Origin of the sequence: Rahnella contaminans, assembly GCF_011065485.1 — a bacterium.
In the GTDB taxonomy this organism is placed as follows: Bacteria; Pseudomonadota; Gammaproteobacteria; order Enterobacterales; family Enterobacteriaceae; genus Rahnella; species Rahnella contaminans.
In genome coordinates, this window is sequence record NZ_JAADJS010000003.1 from 133,664 (window position 1) to 151,951 (window position 18,288).

Annotated in this window: 17 protein-coding genes; 12 read left to right on the plus strand and 5 right to left on the minus strand. The window is 54.2% G+C overall.

The genetic code is table 11. The annotated features are described in order from the left end of the window. Window positions 1-124: 124 nt before the first annotated feature. The 6 genes from GW579_RS15420 to GW579_RS15445 all read left to right on the plus strand — a co-directional run bounded on the left by GW579_RS15420 (window position 125) and on the right by GW579_RS15445 (window position 6,575). Window positions 125-1,153, plus strand: a complete 1,029-nt coding sequence (locus tag GW579_RS15420) for an ABC transporter substrate-binding protein (RefSeq protein WP_165059897.1) — start codon at window positions 125-127, stop codon at window positions 1,151-1,153. A gap of 170 nt (window positions 1,154-1,323) precedes the next feature. After that, window positions 1,324-2,589: an ABC transporter permease gene (locus tag GW579_RS15425; protein ID WP_165059899.1), complete on the plus strand. Its 1,266-nt coding sequence runs from the start codon at window positions 1,324-1,326 to the stop codon at window positions 2,587-2,589. 12 nt (window positions 2,590-2,601) lie between these two features. Further along, window positions 2,602-3,441, plus strand: coding sequence for an ABC transporter permease (locus tag GW579_RS15430; RefSeq protein WP_371819750.1), 840 nt, complete (start codon window positions 2,602-2,604; stop codon window positions 3,439-3,441). Window positions 3,442-3,527: 86 nt separating this feature from the next. Continuing rightward, entirely contained in the window at window positions 3,528-4,262 is a 735-nt protein-coding gene (locus GW579_RS15435) for an SDR family NAD(P)-dependent oxidoreductase (protein WP_152326703.1), read from the plus strand. Continuing rightward, window positions 4,255-5,322: a phosphotransferase gene (locus GW579_RS15440; RefSeq protein WP_165059900.1), complete on the plus strand. Its 1,068-nt coding sequence runs from the start codon at window positions 4,255-4,257 to the stop codon at window positions 5,320-5,322. The genes GW579_RS15435 and GW579_RS15440 overlap by 8 nt, the downstream gene beginning before the upstream one ends. After that, complete coding sequence (locus GW579_RS15445) at window positions 5,316-6,575, plus strand: aspartate aminotransferase family protein (RefSeq protein ID WP_165059902.1); 1,260 nt, start codon at window positions 5,316-5,318, stop codon at window positions 6,573-6,575. The genes GW579_RS15440 and GW579_RS15445 overlap by 7 nt, the downstream gene beginning before the upstream one ends. 2 nt (window positions 6,576-6,577) lie before the next feature. Here GW579_RS15445 and GW579_RS15450 read toward each other — a convergent pair whose 3' ends face one another. Further along, the gene (locus tag GW579_RS15450; RefSeq protein WP_101078088.1) at window positions 6,578-7,249 is read right to left on the minus strand and encodes a GntR family transcriptional regulator; all 672 of its coding nucleotides are present in this window, start codon (window positions 7,247-7,249) and stop codon (window positions 6,578-6,580) included. Window positions 7,250-7,541: 292 nt separating this feature from the next. Between GW579_RS15450 and GW579_RS15455 the strand changes: the two genes are divergently transcribed. From GW579_RS15455 to GW579_RS15470, 4 genes are read left to right on the plus strand one after another with little or no spacing between them, the layout of a single operon-like run. Beyond that, complete coding sequence (locus GW579_RS15455) at window positions 7,542-9,923, plus strand: DMSO/selenate family reductase complex A subunit (protein ID WP_165059905.1); 2,382 nt, start codon at window positions 7,542-7,544, stop codon at window positions 9,921-9,923. Further along, window positions 9,920-10,540, plus strand: a complete 621-nt coding sequence (locus tag GW579_RS15460; protein WP_152326699.1) for a DMSO/selenate family reductase complex B subunit — start codon at window positions 9,920-9,922, stop codon at window positions 10,538-10,540. The genes GW579_RS15455 and GW579_RS15460 overlap by 4 nt, the downstream gene beginning before the upstream one ends. A gap of 2 nt (window positions 10,541-10,542) precedes the next feature. Then, window positions 10,543-11,391: a dimethyl sulfoxide reductase anchor subunit family protein gene (locus GW579_RS15465; RefSeq protein WP_165059908.1), complete on the plus strand. Its 849-nt coding sequence runs from the start codon at window positions 10,543-10,545 to the stop codon at window positions 11,389-11,391. Further along, complete coding sequence (locus tag GW579_RS15470) at window positions 11,391-12,263, plus strand: 4Fe-4S binding protein (protein ID WP_165059911.1); 873 nt, start codon at window positions 11,391-11,393, stop codon at window positions 12,261-12,263. Before GW579_RS15465 ends, GW579_RS15470 begins: the two co-directional genes overlap by 1 nt. Before the next feature lie 33 nt (window positions 12,264-12,296). On the opposite strand, the gene GW579_RS15475 is transcribed toward GW579_RS15470, so the two are convergent. Continuing rightward, window positions 12,297-13,769, minus strand: coding sequence for a sugar porter family MFS transporter (locus GW579_RS15475; RefSeq protein WP_152326815.1), 1,473 nt, complete (start codon window positions 13,767-13,769; stop codon window positions 12,297-12,299). Between the two features lie 345 nt (window positions 13,770-14,114). On the opposite strand from GW579_RS15475, the gene fabV reads away from it, so the two are divergent. Next, complete coding sequence (gene fabV / locus GW579_RS15480; RefSeq protein ID WP_152326696.1) at window positions 14,115-15,311, plus strand: enoyl-ACP reductase FabV; 1,197 nt, start codon at window positions 14,115-14,117, stop codon at window positions 15,309-15,311. 361 nt (window positions 15,312-15,672) lie between these two features. Here the strand turns inward: fabV and GW579_RS15485 are convergent, their stop codons facing one another. The 3 genes from GW579_RS15485 to GW579_RS15495 form a co-directional block, all read right to left on the minus strand. Further along, window positions 15,673-15,975 (minus strand): TM2 domain-containing protein, encoded by a 303-nt coding sequence (locus GW579_RS15485; protein ID WP_152326695.1) that lies wholly within the window; start codon window positions 15,973-15,975, stop codon window positions 15,673-15,675. Window positions 15,976-16,172: 197 nt separating this feature from the next. After that, on the minus strand, window positions 16,173-16,478 hold the full coding sequence (locus tag GW579_RS15490; protein ID WP_165059914.1) for a YdgH/BhsA/McbA family protein: 306 nt from the start codon (window positions 16,476-16,478) through the stop codon (window positions 16,173-16,175). A gap of 298 nt (window positions 16,479-16,776) precedes the next feature. Next, window positions 16,777-17,037, minus strand: coding sequence for a helix-turn-helix domain-containing protein (locus GW579_RS15495; RefSeq protein WP_152326694.1), 261 nt, complete (start codon window positions 17,035-17,037; stop codon window positions 16,777-16,779). 741 nt (window positions 17,038-17,778) lie between these two features. Here GW579_RS15495 and GW579_RS15505 point away from each other — a divergent pair. Then, window positions 17,779-18,276, plus strand: a complete 498-nt coding sequence (locus tag GW579_RS15505; RefSeq protein ID WP_152326693.1) for a YciE/YciF ferroxidase family protein — start codon at window positions 17,779-17,781, stop codon at window positions 18,274-18,276. The last annotated feature ends 12 nt before the right edge of the window (window positions 18,277-18,288 follow it).

The window sequence follows — 18,288 nt, forward strand, 5'->3', positions numbered from 1 at the left end:
GCGGACGGACTCAACAGTAATGGCATGGTTTATGCTTCGTTATAAAATATGATGCATCATGTTTTTAACAATGCCGTTACCTTAGCGCTTTCCTTACTTTTTTAGTTAACCCAGGAGTCACAGCATGTTTAAAAAGATTGCCCTTACCACTCTTCTCGCCGGGTTGGTGTTTCAGGCTCAGGCTGAATCTCTGACAGTGATCTCTTTCGGCGGTCTGAACAAAGACGCTCAGGACAAAGCGTTTTACAAACCTTTCGCAGCAGCCGGTAAAGGCACCATCGAGCCGGGCGAATACAACGGTGAAATGGCCCGTATCCGCGCCATGGTAGAAACCAAACAGGTAGGCTGGGACGTGGTGGAAGTCGAAAGCCCCGAACTGATCCGTGGCTGTGATGAAGGGCTGTTTGAACCGCTGGACTGGAGCAAACTGGGCGACAAAACGCAGTACGTGCCGGGCGCGGTAACCGAGTGTGGTGCGGGCATTTTCCTGTGGTCAACTGTGCTGACGTATGACGCCAGCAAACTGAAAAAAGCGCCGACCAGCTGGGCTGATTTCTGGAATGTAAAAGATTTTCCGGGCAAACGTGCGCTGCGTAAAAGCGCCAAATTCACGCTGGAAATCGCCTTACTGGCCGATGGCGTGAAGCGTGAAGACATCTATAAAGTGCTCGCCACGCCAGCCGGTGTGGAACGTGCCTTCAAAAAACTTGATCAAATCAAACCGAACATTCAGTGGTGGGAATCCGGCGCGCAACCGCTTCAGTGGCTGGTGTCCGGGGACGTTGTGATGACTTCTGCCTACAACGGCCGCGTGAGCGCCGCGCAGGGTGAAGGTCATGACTTCAAAATGGTCTGGGACAACAGCCTGTATGACCTCGACAGCTGGGCTATCGTGAAAGGGTCCAAACATAAAGATCTGGCCGAACAGTTCATCGCTTTCGCCAACAAACCTGAAAACCAGAAAGTCTTCGCCGAAACCATCCCCTATGGGCCGACTGAAAAATCAGTCACCGGCATGATTGACCCTAAATATGCGCAGAACTTGCCAACTGCCGAGAAAAACCTGGCAGGCGCTTTGCAGGTAGATACTAACTTCTGGATTGAGCATGGCGAAGATCTGGAACAGCGCTTCAACGCCTGGGCTGCTAAGTAAATACCCGTCATCCTTCGGTCTGACTCTGCTTTGGCTTCGCTCACGAACCCCGGTCACAGTCTTTTGTGTGCTCCCGGGGACTTGCTCACTTGCCGCCTTGATTCAGACCGAATGATTTTGTGCTCAGCACCTGTGAAAAAAGAAATCAGAACCCGCAGCGGGAGAAAATTATGAGCCAGACCGAAATGCTGACGACACCGGTGCCGGACGACGCCGCTTCAGGGCCGACGCTGCGTCAGCGCCTGCGCAAAGTAGAAGCGGCGTATACGCGACGTTCTTTGTTGCTGATTGCGCCACTTTTGTTATTTGTGATTGTCAGCTTCCTGTTCCCGATTGCGTCCATTTTGGGTAAGAGCGTGACCAACCCGGAGCTTGGCGAAACCCTGCCGGAAACCGTGGCGCAGCTTGCGCATTGGGAAGGCAAAACTGTGCCGGATGAAGCGACGTTTTCCGCGCTGGTGACGGATCTGCGCAACGCCCGCAACAGCGGGCAGATGGCGACTATCGCCAAACGTCTGAGCTATGAGGATAACCGCTACCGGAGCCTGATCACCGGCACATTACGCCATGTGCCCGAAGGTACCGCGCCGGTCAAAGAGGCGCTGATCCAGAGCATGCCGCTGTGGGGCGAAATGAGCACCTGGCAGACGTTGCAGCGCGCGGCGAAACCGCTGACTTCCTATTACCTGCTGGCTGCGTTTGACCGCAAAGTTGACGTCGATACCGGCAAAATTACTGCGCTGCCGCCGGACCAGGCGCTGTATGTTAACGTTCTTCTTCGCACCTTGTGGATGGCGCTGGTCGTCACGCTGTGCTGCGTTGCACTCGGTTATCCGCTGGCGTACTGGCTGGCGAAACAACCGGCCGGTCGCGCCAATCTATTGATGATTTTGGTGTTACTGCCGTTCTGGACATCGCTGATTGTCCGCACCGCCAGCTGGATTGTTTTGCTGCAATCCGGTGGTCTGATCAACCGCGCGCTGCTTTCCACCGGCATCATCGATCATCCGCTAGTAATGGTGTTCAACCGTCTCGGCGTTTACATCTCGATGACGCACATCATGCTGCCGTTCATTGTTCTTCCTTTATATGCCGTGATGAAAAGTATTTCGCCGAACTATGTTCGCGCGGCGATTTCACTCGGCGCGCATCCTTTCTCCGCGTTCTGGCGGGTGTATGTGCCGCAGACCTATGCCGGGGTCACGGCGGGTGCGCTGCTGGTATTCATGATGGCAATTGGTTACTACATTACGCCCGCGCTGCTCGGCGGGCCGGGCGATCAGATGGTCAGTTATTTTGTGGCGTTCTTCACTAATACCACGATGAACTGGGGAATGGCGGCGGCGCTCGGGAGCCAGTTGCTGGTGATTGTTGTGCTGCTTTATATCGTTTATATCCGCGTGACGCGCACCAAAGCCGAAGTGGCTGCGAACTAAAGGGGCCTGACCATGAAACACAGTATGAAACAAAAAGGGGCGCTGATTTTGCGGTTGTGGCGCTGGTGTTTCAACTTCTACAGCGCGGCAATCTTGCTGTTTCTGATTGTGCCGGTGCTGATCATTGTGCCGCTGTCGTTTAATTCCGGCTCGTTTCTGAGTTATCCGCTGACCGGTTTTTCGCTGCGCTGGTATCACACGTTCTTCCACTCGGATGAATGGCTGAGTTCGCTGGGAAACAGCCTGCTGATTGCGCCGCTGGCGACGATCCTGGCCACCGTATTGGGTGTTCTGGCCTCTGTCGGATTAGTGCGCGGGGAGTTTCGCGGCAAATCTCTGGTGATGGCAATTCTGATTTCGCCAATGATTGCGCCGGTGGTGATCATCGCCGTCGGGATGTTCTTCTTCTTTGCCCGCGTTTCCCTGCTCAACAGTTATCTGGGGCTGGTGCTGGCGCACGCGCTGCTCGGCGTGCCTTTTGTGGTGATTACGGTTACCGCAATCCTCAAGAACTACGACCGTAATTTATCGCGCGCCGCCGCCAGTTTGGGCGCTTCGCCGTGGCGTGTATTTCGCAAAGTGACGCTGCCGCTGATTGCACCCGGCGTATTTTCCGGTGCGCTGTTTGCGTTTGCGGCCTCGTTTGACGAAGTGGTTGTGACATTATTCCTCGCCAGCCCGCGTCAGCGCACGTTGCCGATCCAGATGTTCGCCGGTATCCGCGAAAACCTTGACCCGACGATTGCCGCTGCGGCGTCGCTGATGGTCGGCGCATCGCTGATTTTGCTGCTGGTGATGGAACTGCTGCGCCGCCGGGGCGAACGCCTGCGCCATTCTTTCGCCGCACATTAAACATAAATGACTCAGAGGACTTTACAGGTCCTCTTTTTTTGATTATTCCTGATGCATCAAATATCAAAACGACAAGGACCTTCATCATGACAGAGAAAAAAACGTTACTGCTGACCGGAGCAAGCCGCGGTATCGGTCACGCAACGGTGAAACATTTTTATGCTGCAGGATGGCGGATTTTCACCGCGTCGCGTCAGAACTGGGTGGATGAATGTCCGTGGGCAGAAGGTTTTCTTAACCATATTCATCTGGACCTGGAAGACATCGACAGCGTGCAAAAAGCGTTGCCGATGATTAAAGAGCGCCTCGGCGGACGGCTCGATGCGCTGGTAGATAACGCCGGGATTTCGCCAAAAACGCCGGCGGGCGGGCGCATGGGCGTGCTCGGCAGCGATTACGCCACCTGGTTGCAGGTGTTCAACGTCAACCTGTTCTCGACGGCGATTCTGGCGACCGGATTATTTGATGAACTTAAGGCCGCGCAGGGCAGCATCATCAACGTTACGTCGATTGCGGGCAGCAAAGTGCATCCGTTTGCGGGCGTGGCGTATGCCTGTTCCAAAGCCGCACTTTCCACGCTGACCCGTGAAATGGCGCATGAGTTTGGCCCGCACGGCGTGCGCGTTAATGCGATTGCGCCGGGGGAAATCGATACCGCCATTCTGTCGCCGGGCACGCAGGAAATCGTCGAGCGCAGCGTGCCGTTACAGCGTCTGGGCAAAGCCGAAGAAGTGGCGTCGCTGATTTATTTCCTCTGCACGTCGGGCGCGTCTTATGTGAACGGCGCGGAGATCCACGTAAACGGCGGTCAGCATGTCTGAAACACCGTCACTGCTGACTACCGAAGTGCCGCGCGTCAGCCCGTTGCAGGCCGAAAACATCGCCGCGCAAATCTACGGGCTGGAAGGTTCCGCGCAGGTTTTGGGCGGAGAGCGCGACAGCAATTTTTGTCTGACCACGCTTTCAGGCCGCGCTTACATGCTGCGGTTTGTGAATCCGGCGGAAGTGCCGGAAGAAGTCGATTTTCAGACCGCTATTCTCAGTCATCTTGCCCGGCGCGACAGCCATCTGCCGGTTCCGCGTTTGCAGAAAAGCCGCAGCGGCGAACTGACGCCGCAGGTCAGCGTCGCCGGGCAGAACCTGACTTTACGCGCCGTCAGTTATCTTCCGGGCACTGCGCAATTTCAGGTTCCCCGATCTCAGACACTGATGCGCGAACTTGGCGATACGCTGGCGCGTCTCGACATTGCGCTCAGCGATTTTGAACATCCCGGCGCAAAACGGGATTTATTGTGGGACATCAGCGATATGTCACGCCTCGAAGGCTGGATCCCGCATCTGACTGACCCGGAGCAGCGCCACACCATCAGCCGCGTGCTGGATATCCATCAGCAAAAAGTGGTGCCCGCCAGTCGCTTTTTGCGCAAGCAGGTGATCCACAACGATTTGAACGCGCACAACGTGCTGGTAAAAAGCGCAGACCCGCAGCGTCTGGCGGGGATTATCGATTTTGGTGATGCGCTGCGTGCGCCGCTCATCAACGAACTGGCAACGGCGCTGGCGTATCAGCTCGACAGTCAGGGCGAAAATCTCTTCCAGTATTGTCGCCCGATGATTGCGGCGTACACCGCCCGTCAGCCGTTGAGCGAGGCAGAACAACACGTTTTGCCTGAACTGGTGGCCTCGCGTCTTGCGCTGAGTCTGCTGATCGCCCAGCACCGCGCCGTGTTATATCCGCAAAATCGTGACTATATTTTGCGTAATCAGGCGCACGCTTGGGGCAGCTTATCACGTCTGATGGCGCTGTCGTTTTCGCAGACTGGCGAGATTTTCAGTCAGTCTTGTACGTCTGATTGGCCGTATAGGGAGCAAAAATGCTGACTCAGCAACAGGTTCTGGAAGGCCGCCAGCAGTGGCTGGGCGGCGGTTATCGTCTGTTTTATCAGGAACCGCTGCACGTCGTGCGCGGCGAAGGCGTCTGGCTGTACGACAGCGAAGGGCGTCGCTATCTGGATGCTTACAACAACGTGGCGTCCGTTGGGCATTGCCACCCGGCCGTTGTCGAAGCGATTGCCACGCAGGCGGCGCAGCTCAACACGCACACGCGGTATCTTAATGACGCCATCGTAGAGTTTGCTGAAGATTTTCTGACGGAATTTCCGCCGGAACTGCGCAATCTCACCATGACCTGCACCGGCAGCGAAGCCAACGATCTGGCGCTGCGCGTGGCGCGGCAAATCACCGGCGGGCAGGGCGTTCTGGTCACGCGCTGGGCGTATCATGGCGTCACCAGCGCACTGGCCGGACTTTCGCCTTCATTCGGTGACGGTTTTGAGCAGGGCAAAAATGTCTGGCTGATTGATGCGCCGGATACTTTCCGCCGCAAGGGTGCTTTCGCCGATGGCGTGGAACGGGCGCTGGAAGAAATGAAACAGGCTGGCTTAAAACCGGCTGCGCTGCTGCTGGACACTATTTTCTCCAGCGACGGCGTTTTCAGCCCTGAACCAGCCGAAATGCAGCGCGCGGTGGCGCGGGTGCGTGCGGCGGGTGGATTATTTATCGCCGACGAAGTGCAGCCCGGTTTTGGCCGTACCGGCAGCCAGCGCTGGGGCTTTGCCCGTTACGGCGTGATGCCGGATCTGGTGAGTCTGGGTAAACCGATGGGCAACGGCCATCCGGTCGCCGGGCTGGTTGGCAGGCCGGAACTGTTCGCGGAATTTGGCCGTCGTCAGCGTTATTTCAACACCTTCGGCGGCAATCCGGTTTCGTGCCGTGCGGCGCATGCGGTTTTGCAGGTTTTACGACGTGAAAAGCTGCAACAAAACGCGCAACGGACGGGGGAAATTCTGCGGGAAGGGCTGCTGAAACTGGCGGCGCGTTATCCGGTGATCGGCGATGTGCGCGGTGACGGTTTGTTTATCGGCGTGGAACTGGTGAGCGATCAGCACAACACGCCCGCGCCTGAGCTGGCAGCATTTGTCGTTAACCAGATGCGGCACAAGCAGATCCTGATCAGCGCTACCGGCCCGGCGGCGAACGTCCTGAAAATTCGCCCGCCGTTGGTCTTTCAGCCCGAACACGCCACGCTGTTGCTGGAAACGCTGGCGGGCGTACTCGCAGATATCCCGCTCTAAAATCACCTTTCCCGGCTGGCGGCCAGGAATTCGACCATCTTCTGGCTGCCGTCGAGAATGTCTTCCTGAATGGCTTTTCTTGCCGTTGCGCTGTCGCCTTTGCGCAGTGCGCGCAAAATTTCTTCGTGATGTTCGATCGCCATCCGCTCGGAAAAATGTGCGTACGCCTGGGCAATCAGCGGGCCAGTGCGCATCCATAAACTGTCGATGAAATTACTCAGCAGCGGCATGCGCGCGCTTTCGGCCAGCATCAGATGAAATTCACTGTTGAGGCGCAGCGCCTCCGGCAAATCTTCACTGCTGATGGCTTTGCGATTGTTTTCAATGTTCTGTGCGATGCGCTGTAACTCATATTCGGTGACTGTCTGCGCCGCTTTTTCCGCCCCGAGACCTTCGAGATCTAAACGCAACGTGCGGATTTCCTGATACTGCTGTTCATCCAGCTGCGGAACACGAATATCTTTCGGTGTGCGCATTTCCAGCGCCTGCTCTTTTGCCAGCTGCAAAATCGCATCACGCACCGGCGTCACGCTGGTGCCGACCTGTTCCGCAAGTTCGCGGATCCGCAGACGGTCATTGGGTTTCAGGCGGCCGGTAATCAGGGCTTCGCGCAAGGTGGCGTAGACGCTGCTGCCCAGATAGGCGTGGTTAATTGAGCTGATGGGATAATTCAAAGTTCACCGTAGCAATAGAGTGCGCGCACCCGGATTAAGGAAGAATTCGTGGAAGCCGATTATACAACATGATGCATCAAATGTGACGGGCAGAAATACTCCGAAGTTTGATACCTATTCCGGGTGATGAGTAATGTGCGATACATCACGGTAATTAATACATAACCTTATGAAATTAAAAAATAATGGGCGTATACCCCGAAAGGAGAGGCCACCTGCGTGCGCATTGATATCACACAAGGAAAAATTTGACTTAAGCATGAGATGATTTTTTCTTTTGCGAGCTAATGTTATGAAAAATAATGAAGATTGTAAGGATCCCTCAGGCGTTAACCGCCGGGATTTTGTCAAACTCAGCGGCATGGTGGCTGCACTTCCTCTGATCGGCTTTAAATTTGCACATGCAGGCGGGAAAATCTCCGTCGCCTCTCAGGAATTCCCCTCCTCACCGGAAAACATCGTTCCCACCTGTAGTTCATTCGACTGTGGTGGCAAATGTGATATCCGCGCCCATGTTCAGGAAGGTGTCGTTACCCGCATTTCCACCCGTCCGGATGCCGATCTTGACCCGGAAATGCCCATCATGCGCGCCTGCGTGCGCGGGCGCAGTTACCGGAAGTTTGTCTATCACCCTGACCGGCTGAAATACCCGATGAAGCGCGTCGGCAAGCGCGGCGAAGGCAAATTCGAGCGGATCAGCTGGGACGAAGCCACGACGCTGATTGCGGATAATCTCAAACGCATCACGGAAAAATATGGCCCGGAATCGCGCTATGTTCACGTCGGCACGGCGGTCAGCGGCAGCCCGTTCTCCGGCGATACCATGGTGCGCCGGTTGCTGAACCAGACCGGCGGCTATCTCAATACTTATCACTCGGTGAGTATGGGCAATACGGCGGCGGCGACGCCTTACACCTATGGCGCGGCAGCCAGCGGCAATACGCTGGATACGCTGGCGGACACGCCGCTGGTGATTTTGTGGGGACATAACCCGAACGAGACCATATTCGGGCATACCAACCACTATTTTCAGAAAATGAAACAGAACGGCACACGGTTTATCGTGGTGGATCCGCGCTATTCGGATACGGCGGCTTCTCTGGCGGATCAGTGGATCCCGCTGCTCCCCTCCACTGACAATGCGCTGATGGACGCGATGATGTACGTCATCATCACGGAGAACCTGCATGATAAAGCGTTTGTTGAGCGTTACACCCTGGGTTTTGACGAACGTTCGATGCCAGAAGGCGTTCCGGCCAATGAGTCGCTGGTGGCGTACCTGACCGGCGCGAAAGACGGCGTGAAAAAGACGCCGGAATGGGCGGAAAAAATCACGCATGTGCCTGCGCAAACCATCCGCCAGCTGGCGCGTGATTACGCCACCACCAAACCGGCGGCGCTGATCCAGGGCTGGGGCCCGCAGCGTCACAACTGCGGCGAACGCACTGCGCGAGGTTCGACATTACTGGCGACGATCACCGGAAATGTCGGCGTGAAAGGCGGCTGGGCAGGCGGTTATGGCGGTGACAGCAGCCGTAAATTCACCGCCGGCGTGGAAATGCCGGACAATCCGGTATCGAAGAAAATCTCGGTGATGAACTGGGTGCAGGCGGCGGATGACGCCAGTAAAATCACGCCAGCGGACGGGCTGACCGGAGGCGACAAACTGGACAGCAATATCCGCATCCTGTTTTCGCTGGCGGGGAATTATCTGGCAAACCAGAACCCGGATATCCATCAGGCCGTCAAGGTTCTCGAAGATGATTCCAAAATTGAATTTATTGTGGCCAGCGACCTGTTCCTCACGCCCAGCGCGAAGTATGCCGATCTGCTACTGCCGGAAACCAGTTTTATGGAACGCTGGAATATCGGCGAGTCGTGGGGAACCGGCAACTACCTGATCCTTTCTGAAAAGCTGATAGAGCCGCAGTTTGAAAGCCGTACCGACTACGACTGGATACGGGAAGTCGCGGGCAAACTAGGCGTTGAAAAAGAGTTCAGTCTCGGACGTACGGAAAAAGACTGGATCGTCAGCATCTGGGAGAAAACCCGTGAATCGATGCCGGAGGAGAAACTGCCGACCTTTGACGAGTTGCTGATCACCCGCCGTTATCTTTTTAAAGACAAACCGCATATCGCATTCGAAGCGAATATCCGCGATCCGCAAAACAATCCGTTCCCGACGCCTTCCGGCAAAATCGAGATTTTCTCAAAGCGTCTTTACGACATGCAGCACCCGGAAATCCCGGCGTTGTCGCATTACGTTCCGGCGCACGAAGGCCCGGAAGATGAACTTTCTGCCCGTTTCCCGCTGCAGCTGATCACCTGGAAAGGTAAAAACCGCGCGAACTCGACGCAGTACGCCAACCCGTGGCTGAAAGAAGTCCTGGAGCAAAAACTGTGGATCAACCCGGCTGATGCCATGCAGCGTGGCATTGCGCAGGGCGACAGCGTGCGCATTCACAACGATCGCGGCGTGACGCTGATCCCGGCGGAAGTGACGCAGCGCATCATGCCCGGCGTGGTGGCTTTACAGGCGGGCGCGTGGTGGCAGCCGGACGAAAACGGCGTTGACCGTGGCGGTTGCGCCAACGTGCTCAGTTCGGCGCGCATTACCGCGCTCGCAAAAGGGAATTCTCATCAAACCATGCTGGTGGAGGTTGTTAAAGCATGAGCCAATTTATAGATTACGCGCCGGTCAGTGACCGCCAGCTGGGTTTCTTTATCGACTCTTCCCGTTGTTCTGGCTGCAAGGCCTGTCAGGTTGCCTGCAAGGATAAAAACAATCTGGAAGTGGGCCGCCGTTTCCGCCGTATTTACGAAGTGAAAGGCGGCGGATTCGTACCCACCGGGCAGGGCGGCGTTTATAACAACGTCTACGCCTACACGCTGTCGATTTCCTGCAACCACTGCAAAGACCCGATCTGCACCAAAAACTGCCCGACTACCGCCATGCACAAACGTCCTGGCGACGGCATTGTGCGCGTCAATACCGACAAATGTGTCGGCTGCGGCTACTGCGCGTGGTCGTGTCCGTACGGCGCGCCGCAGTTAAATCAGGAAACCGGCCAGATGTCGAAATGCGACTTTTGCGTCGATCTGCAAGCCGCCGGAGAACAACCGGTTTGCGTCGCGACCTGTCCGCTGGGCGCGATCAAATTCGGGCCAATTGACGAGTTACGCGCGCAATACGGCGACCTGTGCGACGTTCAGGGTTTGCCGGAGTCCACGCTGACGCAGCCCAGTCTGGTCATCAAACCGCATCAGGGCGCTGAAAAGGGAGGTAAATAATCATGCACGAATGGCCACTTATTATTTTCACTCTGCTGATCCAGAGTTCCGTCGGCATCACGCTGTTCACCACGCTGATCCTGATTTCCGGCGCGGACAAACTGAGCGCCAGAGAAAAGCATCGTCTTGCGCTGCCCGCCATGCTGACGGCGTTTATTGCCGGTGCGCTAGGGCTTATCGCGTCCACCGCGCATCTCGGGTATCCGCTCAACGCGTTGCATGCACTGAGCCATTTCAGCAGTTCGTGGCTGAGCCGTGAAATCGTGTTTGCCAGTGCGTATCTGGCGGCGCTGGGATTGGCGACGCTGATTGCGCTTCTGACCAAACGGGTGATCGCGCTGTTAATGGTGATTGCCGTTGCGATGGGCGCGGTGGATATCTTCTGCATGAGCGCGATTTACGTTCACGCTTCCGTTGTCACGTGGATGCACTTCAACACCTACGTGATGTTTGGCGGCACCGCGCTGACCCTCGGCGCGGTCAGCGGAATGTGGACACTGGCGGCTCGTCCGATGCTGGCGTGGGGAACGGTGCGCAGGCTGGCGGTGATGTCGATTGGCGTGCTGATTGCGATCACCGTTTTGCGCCTGCTGGTTCAGCCGGTTTACGGCAACTATCTGGCGAGCCTGGGCGGCGCGGATCTCATCACGTTCCCGCATCAGCCCCTGGAAGCTTACGGGCAGATGGCGGTCACGCGTTTTGCGGCCTGGGCGTTACTGATTGCAGGTGTGTGCGTGACGGCATTGTCTCTGCACACGCAGCGGTTCAGCCGCCTGCGGTTGCTGGCGGGCGCGGTGCTAATCCTTATAGCCGAAGTGATGTTGCGCTTTAACTTTTTTAGCATTCATTAATGAAACTGTTTTCGCTCAATGCCCGTCCGCCCGAAGCCGGTGCCGGACGGGCCTGCGTTCGTAACCAGCTTCCCCTCAACCCTTGCCAGGCCTGCGTGGATGTCTGCGGCGCGGGCGTCATAAAGGTAAACAACGGAAAGATTGAAATAGAAACCGCAGGCTGTACGGCCTGCGGGGCCTGTCTTTTTGCCTGTCCGGCCGGTGCGATTGAAGGCATTACGCCGCCGGAACGTGCTTACCGCGACGGCTGTCTGACGATGCCGCTGAGCCTGAGCGCGCCGTCAGTTAACGAACTGCTGATGTGGCACGTGCAACACCAGATACGCGGCGTCGAGATGGAGGCCGGTGCGCATTCCGGCTGGCTGATGGCGGTTGCCGCGCTGAATATCTGGCTGAAAAAAACCGGTGAACCGCTGTGGAATCTACAGCCGCCTTCTGAAGAGACTCAGCAGGGATCGCGCCGTCACTGGCTGCGGATTAAAGATGATTCCCGCCAGACCGGCTACGTTACACCGGGCGGCAGGGCAAGACGCGCCAGCTTCCCGCAGGTCACTGAATATCGCATCGTGCTGGATCGCGAAAAGTGCTCGTTGTGCGGCGCTTGTGCGCGGGTTTGTCCCGAATCAGCGATGCATATCAGCAACACGTCTTTTACGCTGAACGCGGAGAAATGCACGGGTTGCGGCAACTGCGAAACCCTGTGCTTCGAAAAAGCGATCGGCGCGGAGAAAGATATCGCGGCGGGTTTAGAAATTTTGGAAACAACGGGCGCGGTGTGTACGACATGCCGCCGCCCGTTTACGGCATGGTCAGCAGATGAAAAACGGTGCCCGGTATGCCGGAAGCACCTATTTTCTATGCGCGAGGCGTGAGTGAAAGGCGCATCCCTGCGCCGGTGAAAAGGTTTAAACGCCTGCCTGCTCTGGCGCAGGGTCATCCTGTAAATGCTTTTTGAAGTGTTTCTCGATCTGTTCCAGCGTTTTACCCTGGGTTTCCGGGGCGAAAATCACCGCGAATATCCCGCCCGCCACGCCGATGGCGGCGAACGTGAAGAAGGACCAGGTCAGCCCGATGCTTTCGAGCATGATCGGAAACATAAACGCGATGGAGAAGTTCGTCATCTGCATGGCAAATACCGAGACGCCGTTCGCCATACCGCGGATGCGCATCGGGAACATTTCCGACAGCAACAACCAGGTGACCGGCGACAGCGCGCCCTGCTGGAAGCACAGGAAAATCAGCATCCCGCCGAGCACCAGATAACTTCGCACCGCATCAGGATGGCCGTTGACCGTTTCCGGCATCAGCCAGGTCACCAGCCCGATGGCAAGCAGCGTACAGGTGCAACCAATTTGCCCGGTGAGCAAGAGCGGACGCCGTCCGAAACGGCTCAGCAGCATGATCCCCACGAACGTCATGATCACCGAAATTACGCCGTTCGCGATGGTCGCCATGAGCGACGCATTGGTGCTCAGCCCGGTGGCCTGCAACATCGTCGGCGCGTAGAACATAATCGTGTTCACGCCCGACAGTTGCTGAAGCATCGCGACCCCGATCCCCAGCGCGACCAGCCGCTTCATCCATACGGAAATGGTCTTCTGGCGGCGTGAGTGTTTCTCACTTTTAGAACTCATGGAACTGCGGATTTCGCTCAGTTCTTTCTCGACTTTGCCCGCTTTACGGGTGCGTTCCAGCACGTCGCGCGCCTCGCGGTAGCGGCCATGCATGGCGTACCAGCGCGGTGTGTCTGGCAGGAATAACATGCCCACCCACAAAATCACCGCCGGAACGCATGCCACGCCGAGCATCCAGCGCCACGTCGTTTCGCCGCCCCAGACTTCGTTAATCGCCGCATTACTGGTGTATGCAATCAGCTGGCCGGAAACAATCATCAGTTCCTGCAAGGTTACAAACTGCCAGCGACGGTTAGACGGCACAATTTCGGCGATATAAATCGGCACAATCGCCGCTGCGCCGCCGACGGCCAGCCCGAGAATGAAGCGGAAGATAATCATCAGCACGACGTTCGGTGCCAGCGCACAACCCAGCGAACCGAGCATGAAAATCAGCGCCATTACGAGGATGATTTTCTTGCGGCCAAACCGGTCAGCGACACGTCCGGCGCAGATGGCTCCGATGGCGGAACCCAGTATCAGAAAACTGGTGACCATCCCGGTGGTCACCGAGGTCAGGTGAAGGTCGTGCTTCATAAACAGCAGCGCGCCCGCGATCACCCCTGTGTCGTAGCCAAAAAGCAAACCACCGAGGGTGGCGATGAACGCTATTACTTTTACAAGCGGTTCGGTCGGCTGCGGCGTTTTCTTCGCCTCGCTTTCCTGTCCGTCTTTGAGTTTGTCAGTCACAAGTGCTCCCTGTATTTCATTATTGTCGTTATGGAGTGTGATGCAGATCACACAACTATTAAACGTAACGCATGTTGAGGATTTTGGTAGGAAAAAGGGAAAATGAGGGGTTTGTGGCACGCCGGATGCTGAAATTTCGGAAAATACTGAACAGCGCGCAGGAGCGGGACGTGAACTGGATTACACTTGCTCACAGAGGATAGTCCGGTGGTTTTTTTAACCATTCGGGTAAAATTGAATCAGTTTTCACTTAAGAGAAGTCTGTTTACGATGGGATAAAGCAGCAGGTTTTGCCTGAAACGGCGCAAACCTATATTCTATCGGCCAATTTACTGAGACAGTTGCAACAATGAGGTCTATATGATTATCAAACCACGCATCCGTGGCTTTATCTGTGTTACTGCCCATCCGGAAGGTTGCAAGGCGAACGTTAAAGAACAAATCGATTACGTGACCGCACAGGGTAAAATCGACGGCGGCCCGAAAAAAGTCCTGGTGATCGGTGCCTCCACCGGTTACGGCCTCGCTGCCCGCATCTCCGCTGCTTTCGGTTCTGACGCTGCCACGCTGGGCATCTTCTTCGAACGTCCGGGCGATGAATCTAAAACCGCCACTGCGGGCTGGTACAACTCTGCCGCATTCGAAGAATTCGCTGAAGCAAAAGGCCTGTATGCTAAAAGCATCAACGGCGATGCGTTCTCTGATGAAGTAAAACAGAAAACCATCGAACTGATTAAACAGGATCTCGGTCAGGTTGATCTGGTGGTTTACAGCCTGGCAGCGCCACGCCGTACCCATCCGAAAACCGGTGAAGTGTTCAACTCCACCCTGAAGCCAATCGGTAAGCAAGTGACTATCCGTGGCATCAACACCGATAAAGAAACCATTAACGAAACCACGCTCGAACCTGCAACGCCGGAAGAAATCGCCGGGACTGTTGCGGTGATGGGTGGCGAAGACTGGCAGATGTGGATTGAAGACCTGAAAGCAGCCGGTGTGCTGGCGGATGGCGCGAAAACCACGGCCTTCACCTACCTGGGTGAAGAAGTGACGCAGGACATCTACTGGAACGGTTCTATCGGCGAAGCGAAAAAGGATCTGGACAAACGTGTTCTGGATATCCGCAGCTCACTGTCAGAACAGCACGGCGACGCACGCGTTTCCGTTCTGAAAGCCGTTGTCACTCAGGCGAGTTCTGCCATTCCTGTGATGCCGCTGTACCTATCCTTGCTGTTCAAAGTGATGAAAGAGAAGGGCACCCACGAAGGGTGTATCGAGCAGGTTTACGGCTTGTACAAAGAGAGCCTGTACGGCGCTTCTCCGCTGCTGGACAACGAAGGCCGTCTGCGCGCTGACCTGAAAGAGATCGCGCCAGAAGTGCAGGAAGAAGTCGGTAAACTGTGGGACGAAGTCACCAACGATAACATCGCTGAACTGACTGATTTCGCAGGTTACAAAAGCGAATTCATGCGCCTGTTCGGCTTCGGCCTGAACGGCGTTGATTACGCCGCCGACACCAATCCGGACGTGAAAATCAAACATCTGATCCAGATGTAATCTGATTTAACGCGCAACGATTGCTGAAAACCCGGTTCTGCCGAATGGCGGAGCTGGGTTTTTTTATAGCGAATAACTCAGTGCTTTATGGCTTATTTATTTCAGTGCGGTATTACCCGTCTGGAAATCAATTTGTTGTCCCGCCGCAAAAGCACTTCTGATTTCAGCGGCACCTGCTTGCCCATTGTATTTAAATTTTAATTTTCCGGTTCACACGTCTACCGAATGAAAGCTGAGCATAATCCGGGGGGTTTGTGTTAGACACAAAACTACGTCTCACGATGAATTTCATAAGCTGACTGGCGTAGAACATAAAAAAAGCCACTTAATCAGTGGCTTTTGTCGCGACGGATGAGACAGTTCAGCCGTATTTCTTGGCAAAATTCTCATCTGAATCGCATAAGTAAATAATGAACTCAATGAATGCGATTATTGACGGAATAAACGTCCAGCAGAAAATGAGGTATAAGAAACCTTGCCCGATCTTGCCTAAGTAAAACTTGTGGACGCCGAAACCCCCTAAAAAGAATGCTAATAAAGCTGCCGCAATTCTGCTTTTAGTCCCCTGCGTATTAATGCCTTGAGTGGCTCCGCAGTGAGGGCATGCTTTGGCAGATTCGTGGATCTCCTTTCCGCATCCTCTACAAAAAACCATCGATCCCATTTCCTATCCCTTTCCTTATTTGTTGTTATTCGGGCTAATCTTACCCGTTCTTTACATTAAGAAAAAGAGAATGATGGGCGTTGATGGCGCAGAGTGTTCCCTTCAGTTGATGGCAAATAGCCATTCTGAGAATTAAAAAATGCCGCAAACCTTCCCGGTGTGCGGCATTTTCATTTCAACACTGCTGTTGTAATCCATTAGCCATAAGCCACTTTGTGGTTGATATGGTAGAAGGTCGCCGTTGCGGTCATAACGTGCTGATCTTCCTTGCCCGGTTTGTGCGATTCCACATTGGTGATGTGGTAGCCGACGGCACCGGCGTCTAACGCTTTTTTAACAAACGCGCTGTTGAGTTCTTCCATGGACGTAGCCCAGGAAACCGTGGTCACGCCGACGGCTTGCAGGGAGGCTATTTCACGATGCGATAATCCGGCGCGCACCAAAACAGGCTTAACAGCTTTTGGATAGAATATGGATAAAACATCATTTACTAAGCCTTTCATGGATTTACTCCTCACTAATACAGTCTCTATACCCGGATGATTCGGGTATTCAGAATGTGCCGTAATAATCAGAGGCGATTGCGCACTTGAGATATTTATCCGGCACAATGCCAATAAACACCTTTTCATGTTGCGACCTTTAGCTTTAATTGCTAATTCATTGTTAAGCAAACTTCCGCCACAATTAACGCAGTATTTAAAGAGGATATTTACAGTGGGTTACAGGTTCAGTGTTTTTGACATGAACAAATAAAAGGGCGCATTTAGCACCCTTAATCTTATTTCCTCAAACCTGTTTTTAAATCCGGTTCGCCGCGCGCGGTGGTCGCTGCATCAGCTCATGGGTGACAGGATGGTAATAGCGACCCGGCCAGATGACGGAAGGGGGAATACCCAGCGCCTGACCAATCAGCATTTCACCTTTGGGCCACGGTCTGGAAAGCGCATTTGAAAGCGTCGAAGAACTCAGACCGGCAGCGCGGGAAACGGCGGCAAGCGTGGTGCCTTTCTTGCGTAACGCGGCAATGATATCGGCCTGATGCCAGTCCTGATTAGTCATAACGGTTTGCTCCTGTGTTGGCTTGCGCAGGAACCGCGGTGCAGAAGGGCAGAAAAGTGGGGCTATGCGATAGTTTCATTGTCTTACTCTCTGGTTTGTTAATTTAACCACCGCCAGAGCTGCGAAACTCTTAATGGTGGTAGCTCAGACAAGGTTCGCAGTACCGGTACAAACCAGAAACCCGGCCAACCCGAGGGTTGCCCTGCCTGAGCCACCATTGAATGTGCAAACACGAAATCGGTGTTTGACAGGTACAAGGAAGCCCAACACATAATTATCACATATGTGTTACTGGTTTAGTATTCAGGCTGCGAAACCCGGCTGCGGATTTTGCCGCAGCGGGCGCACTATAGCGTAATACAAAGAAGTAAACCAACAGGCTTAATGCAAAATTGAGGTTTGCTTTCCAGAGAAATTTCAAGCGTTGCAGTGAGTTACATTCTGTACTGCCCATTTCAGAAAATGAGTTTGACGGTGAACAAACTAAACGAACGCACTTCGTGAATTCATGACGTCATGAATGGATGTTTGCTTTTTAATATAAAAGCAATGTTATTTTTTTCTGTTGTCGGTAAATAATATTATCGTCATAGCAGGCAGGGAGTTAGCGTATTTAGGGATGAATAAAAAACGATTTTTATTTTATATTTCTGATGAGATAAGTCTCAAACAAAATTTACGGGGCTCAAAGGGGCTACGCTTAATGAGTTAATAAATTCGCCTCCGTAAAAAGGAACTATAATGTCTATTACAACCTTAAAAGAATTATTTATTCATGATTTATCTGATGTTTATAGTGCTGAACGTCAGATAACCAAGGCGCTGCCTAAAATGGCCCGTGCCGCCACTGACCCTAAACTGGTCGATGCTTTCAAAACACACCTTGAAGAAACGCAGGGACAGATTGAAAGATTAGATCAGGTCGTTGAGTCTTCTGATGAAATTCGCCTTAAACGTATGAAATGTCATGCGATGGAAGGGCTGGTAGAAGAAGCGCAGGAGCTGATTGATTCTGTTGAAAAAGGCGAAGTGCTGGACGCCGGGCTTATCGGTGCTGCCCAAAAAGTTGAGCATTATGAAATTGCGACTTACGGAACCTTAGCCGCGTTGGCGAAAAAACTGGGATATTCTCAGGCTGCGAAATTACTTGAAGAAACATTGCAGGAAGAAAAAGACACCGATAAAAAATTAACGGTTATTGCGGGTTCACAACCCGTGACCAAAACTGCAAAGAGTTAATTGCGCACGAAC

Bases quoted from the DNA above. Each gene is read 5' to 3' on its own strand.
- GW579_RS15420 (WP_165059897.1), top strand. From the start codon at position 125: ATGTTTAAAAAGATTGCCCTTACCACTCTTCTCGCCGGGTTGGTGTTT.
- GW579_RS15425 (WP_165059899.1), top strand. From the start codon at position 1,324: ATGAGCCAGACCGAAATGCTGACGACACCGGTGCCGGACGACGCCGCT.
- GW579_RS15430 (WP_371819750.1), top strand. From the start codon at position 2,602: ATGAAACACAGTATGAAACAAAAAGGGGCGCTGATTTTGCGGTTGTGG.
- GW579_RS15435 (WP_152326703.1), top strand. From the start codon at position 3,528: ATGACAGAGAAAAAAACGTTACTGCTGACCGGAGCAAGCCGCGGTATC.
- GW579_RS15440 (WP_165059900.1), top strand. From the start codon at position 4,255: ATGTCTGAAACACCGTCACTGCTGACTACCGAAGTGCCGCGCGTCAGC.
- GW579_RS15445 (WP_165059902.1), top strand. From the start codon at position 5,316: ATGCTGACTCAGCAACAGGTTCTGGAAGGCCGCCAGCAGTGGCTGGGC.
- GW579_RS15455 (WP_165059905.1), top strand. From the start codon at position 7,542: ATGAAAAATAATGAAGATTGTAAGGATCCCTCAGGCGTTAACCGCCGG.
- GW579_RS15460 (WP_152326699.1), top strand. From the start codon at position 9,920: ATGAGCCAATTTATAGATTACGCGCCGGTCAGTGACCGCCAGCTGGGT.
- GW579_RS15465 (WP_165059908.1), top strand. From the start codon at position 10,543: ATGCACGAATGGCCACTTATTATTTTCACTCTGCTGATCCAGAGTTCC.
- GW579_RS15470 (WP_165059911.1), top strand. From the start codon at position 11,391: ATGAAACTGTTTTCGCTCAATGCCCGTCCGCCCGAAGCCGGTGCCGGA.
- fabV (WP_152326696.1), top strand. From the start codon at position 14,115: ATGATTATCAAACCACGCATCCGTGGCTTTATCTGTGTTACTGCCCAT.
- GW579_RS15485 (WP_152326695.1), bottom strand. From the start codon at position 15,975: ATGGGATCGATGGTTTTTTGTAGAGGATGCGGAAAGGAGATCCACGAA.
- GW579_RS15490 (WP_165059914.1), bottom strand. From the start codon at position 16,478: ATGAAAGGCTTAGTAAATGATGTTTTATCCATATTCTATCCAAAAGCT.
- GW579_RS15495 (WP_152326694.1), bottom strand. From the start codon at position 17,037: ATGACTAATCAGGACTGGCATCAGGCCGATATCATTGCCGCGTTACGC.
- GW579_RS15505 (WP_152326693.1), top strand. From the start codon at position 17,779: ATGTCTATTACAACCTTAAAAGAATTATTTATTCATGATTTATCTGAT.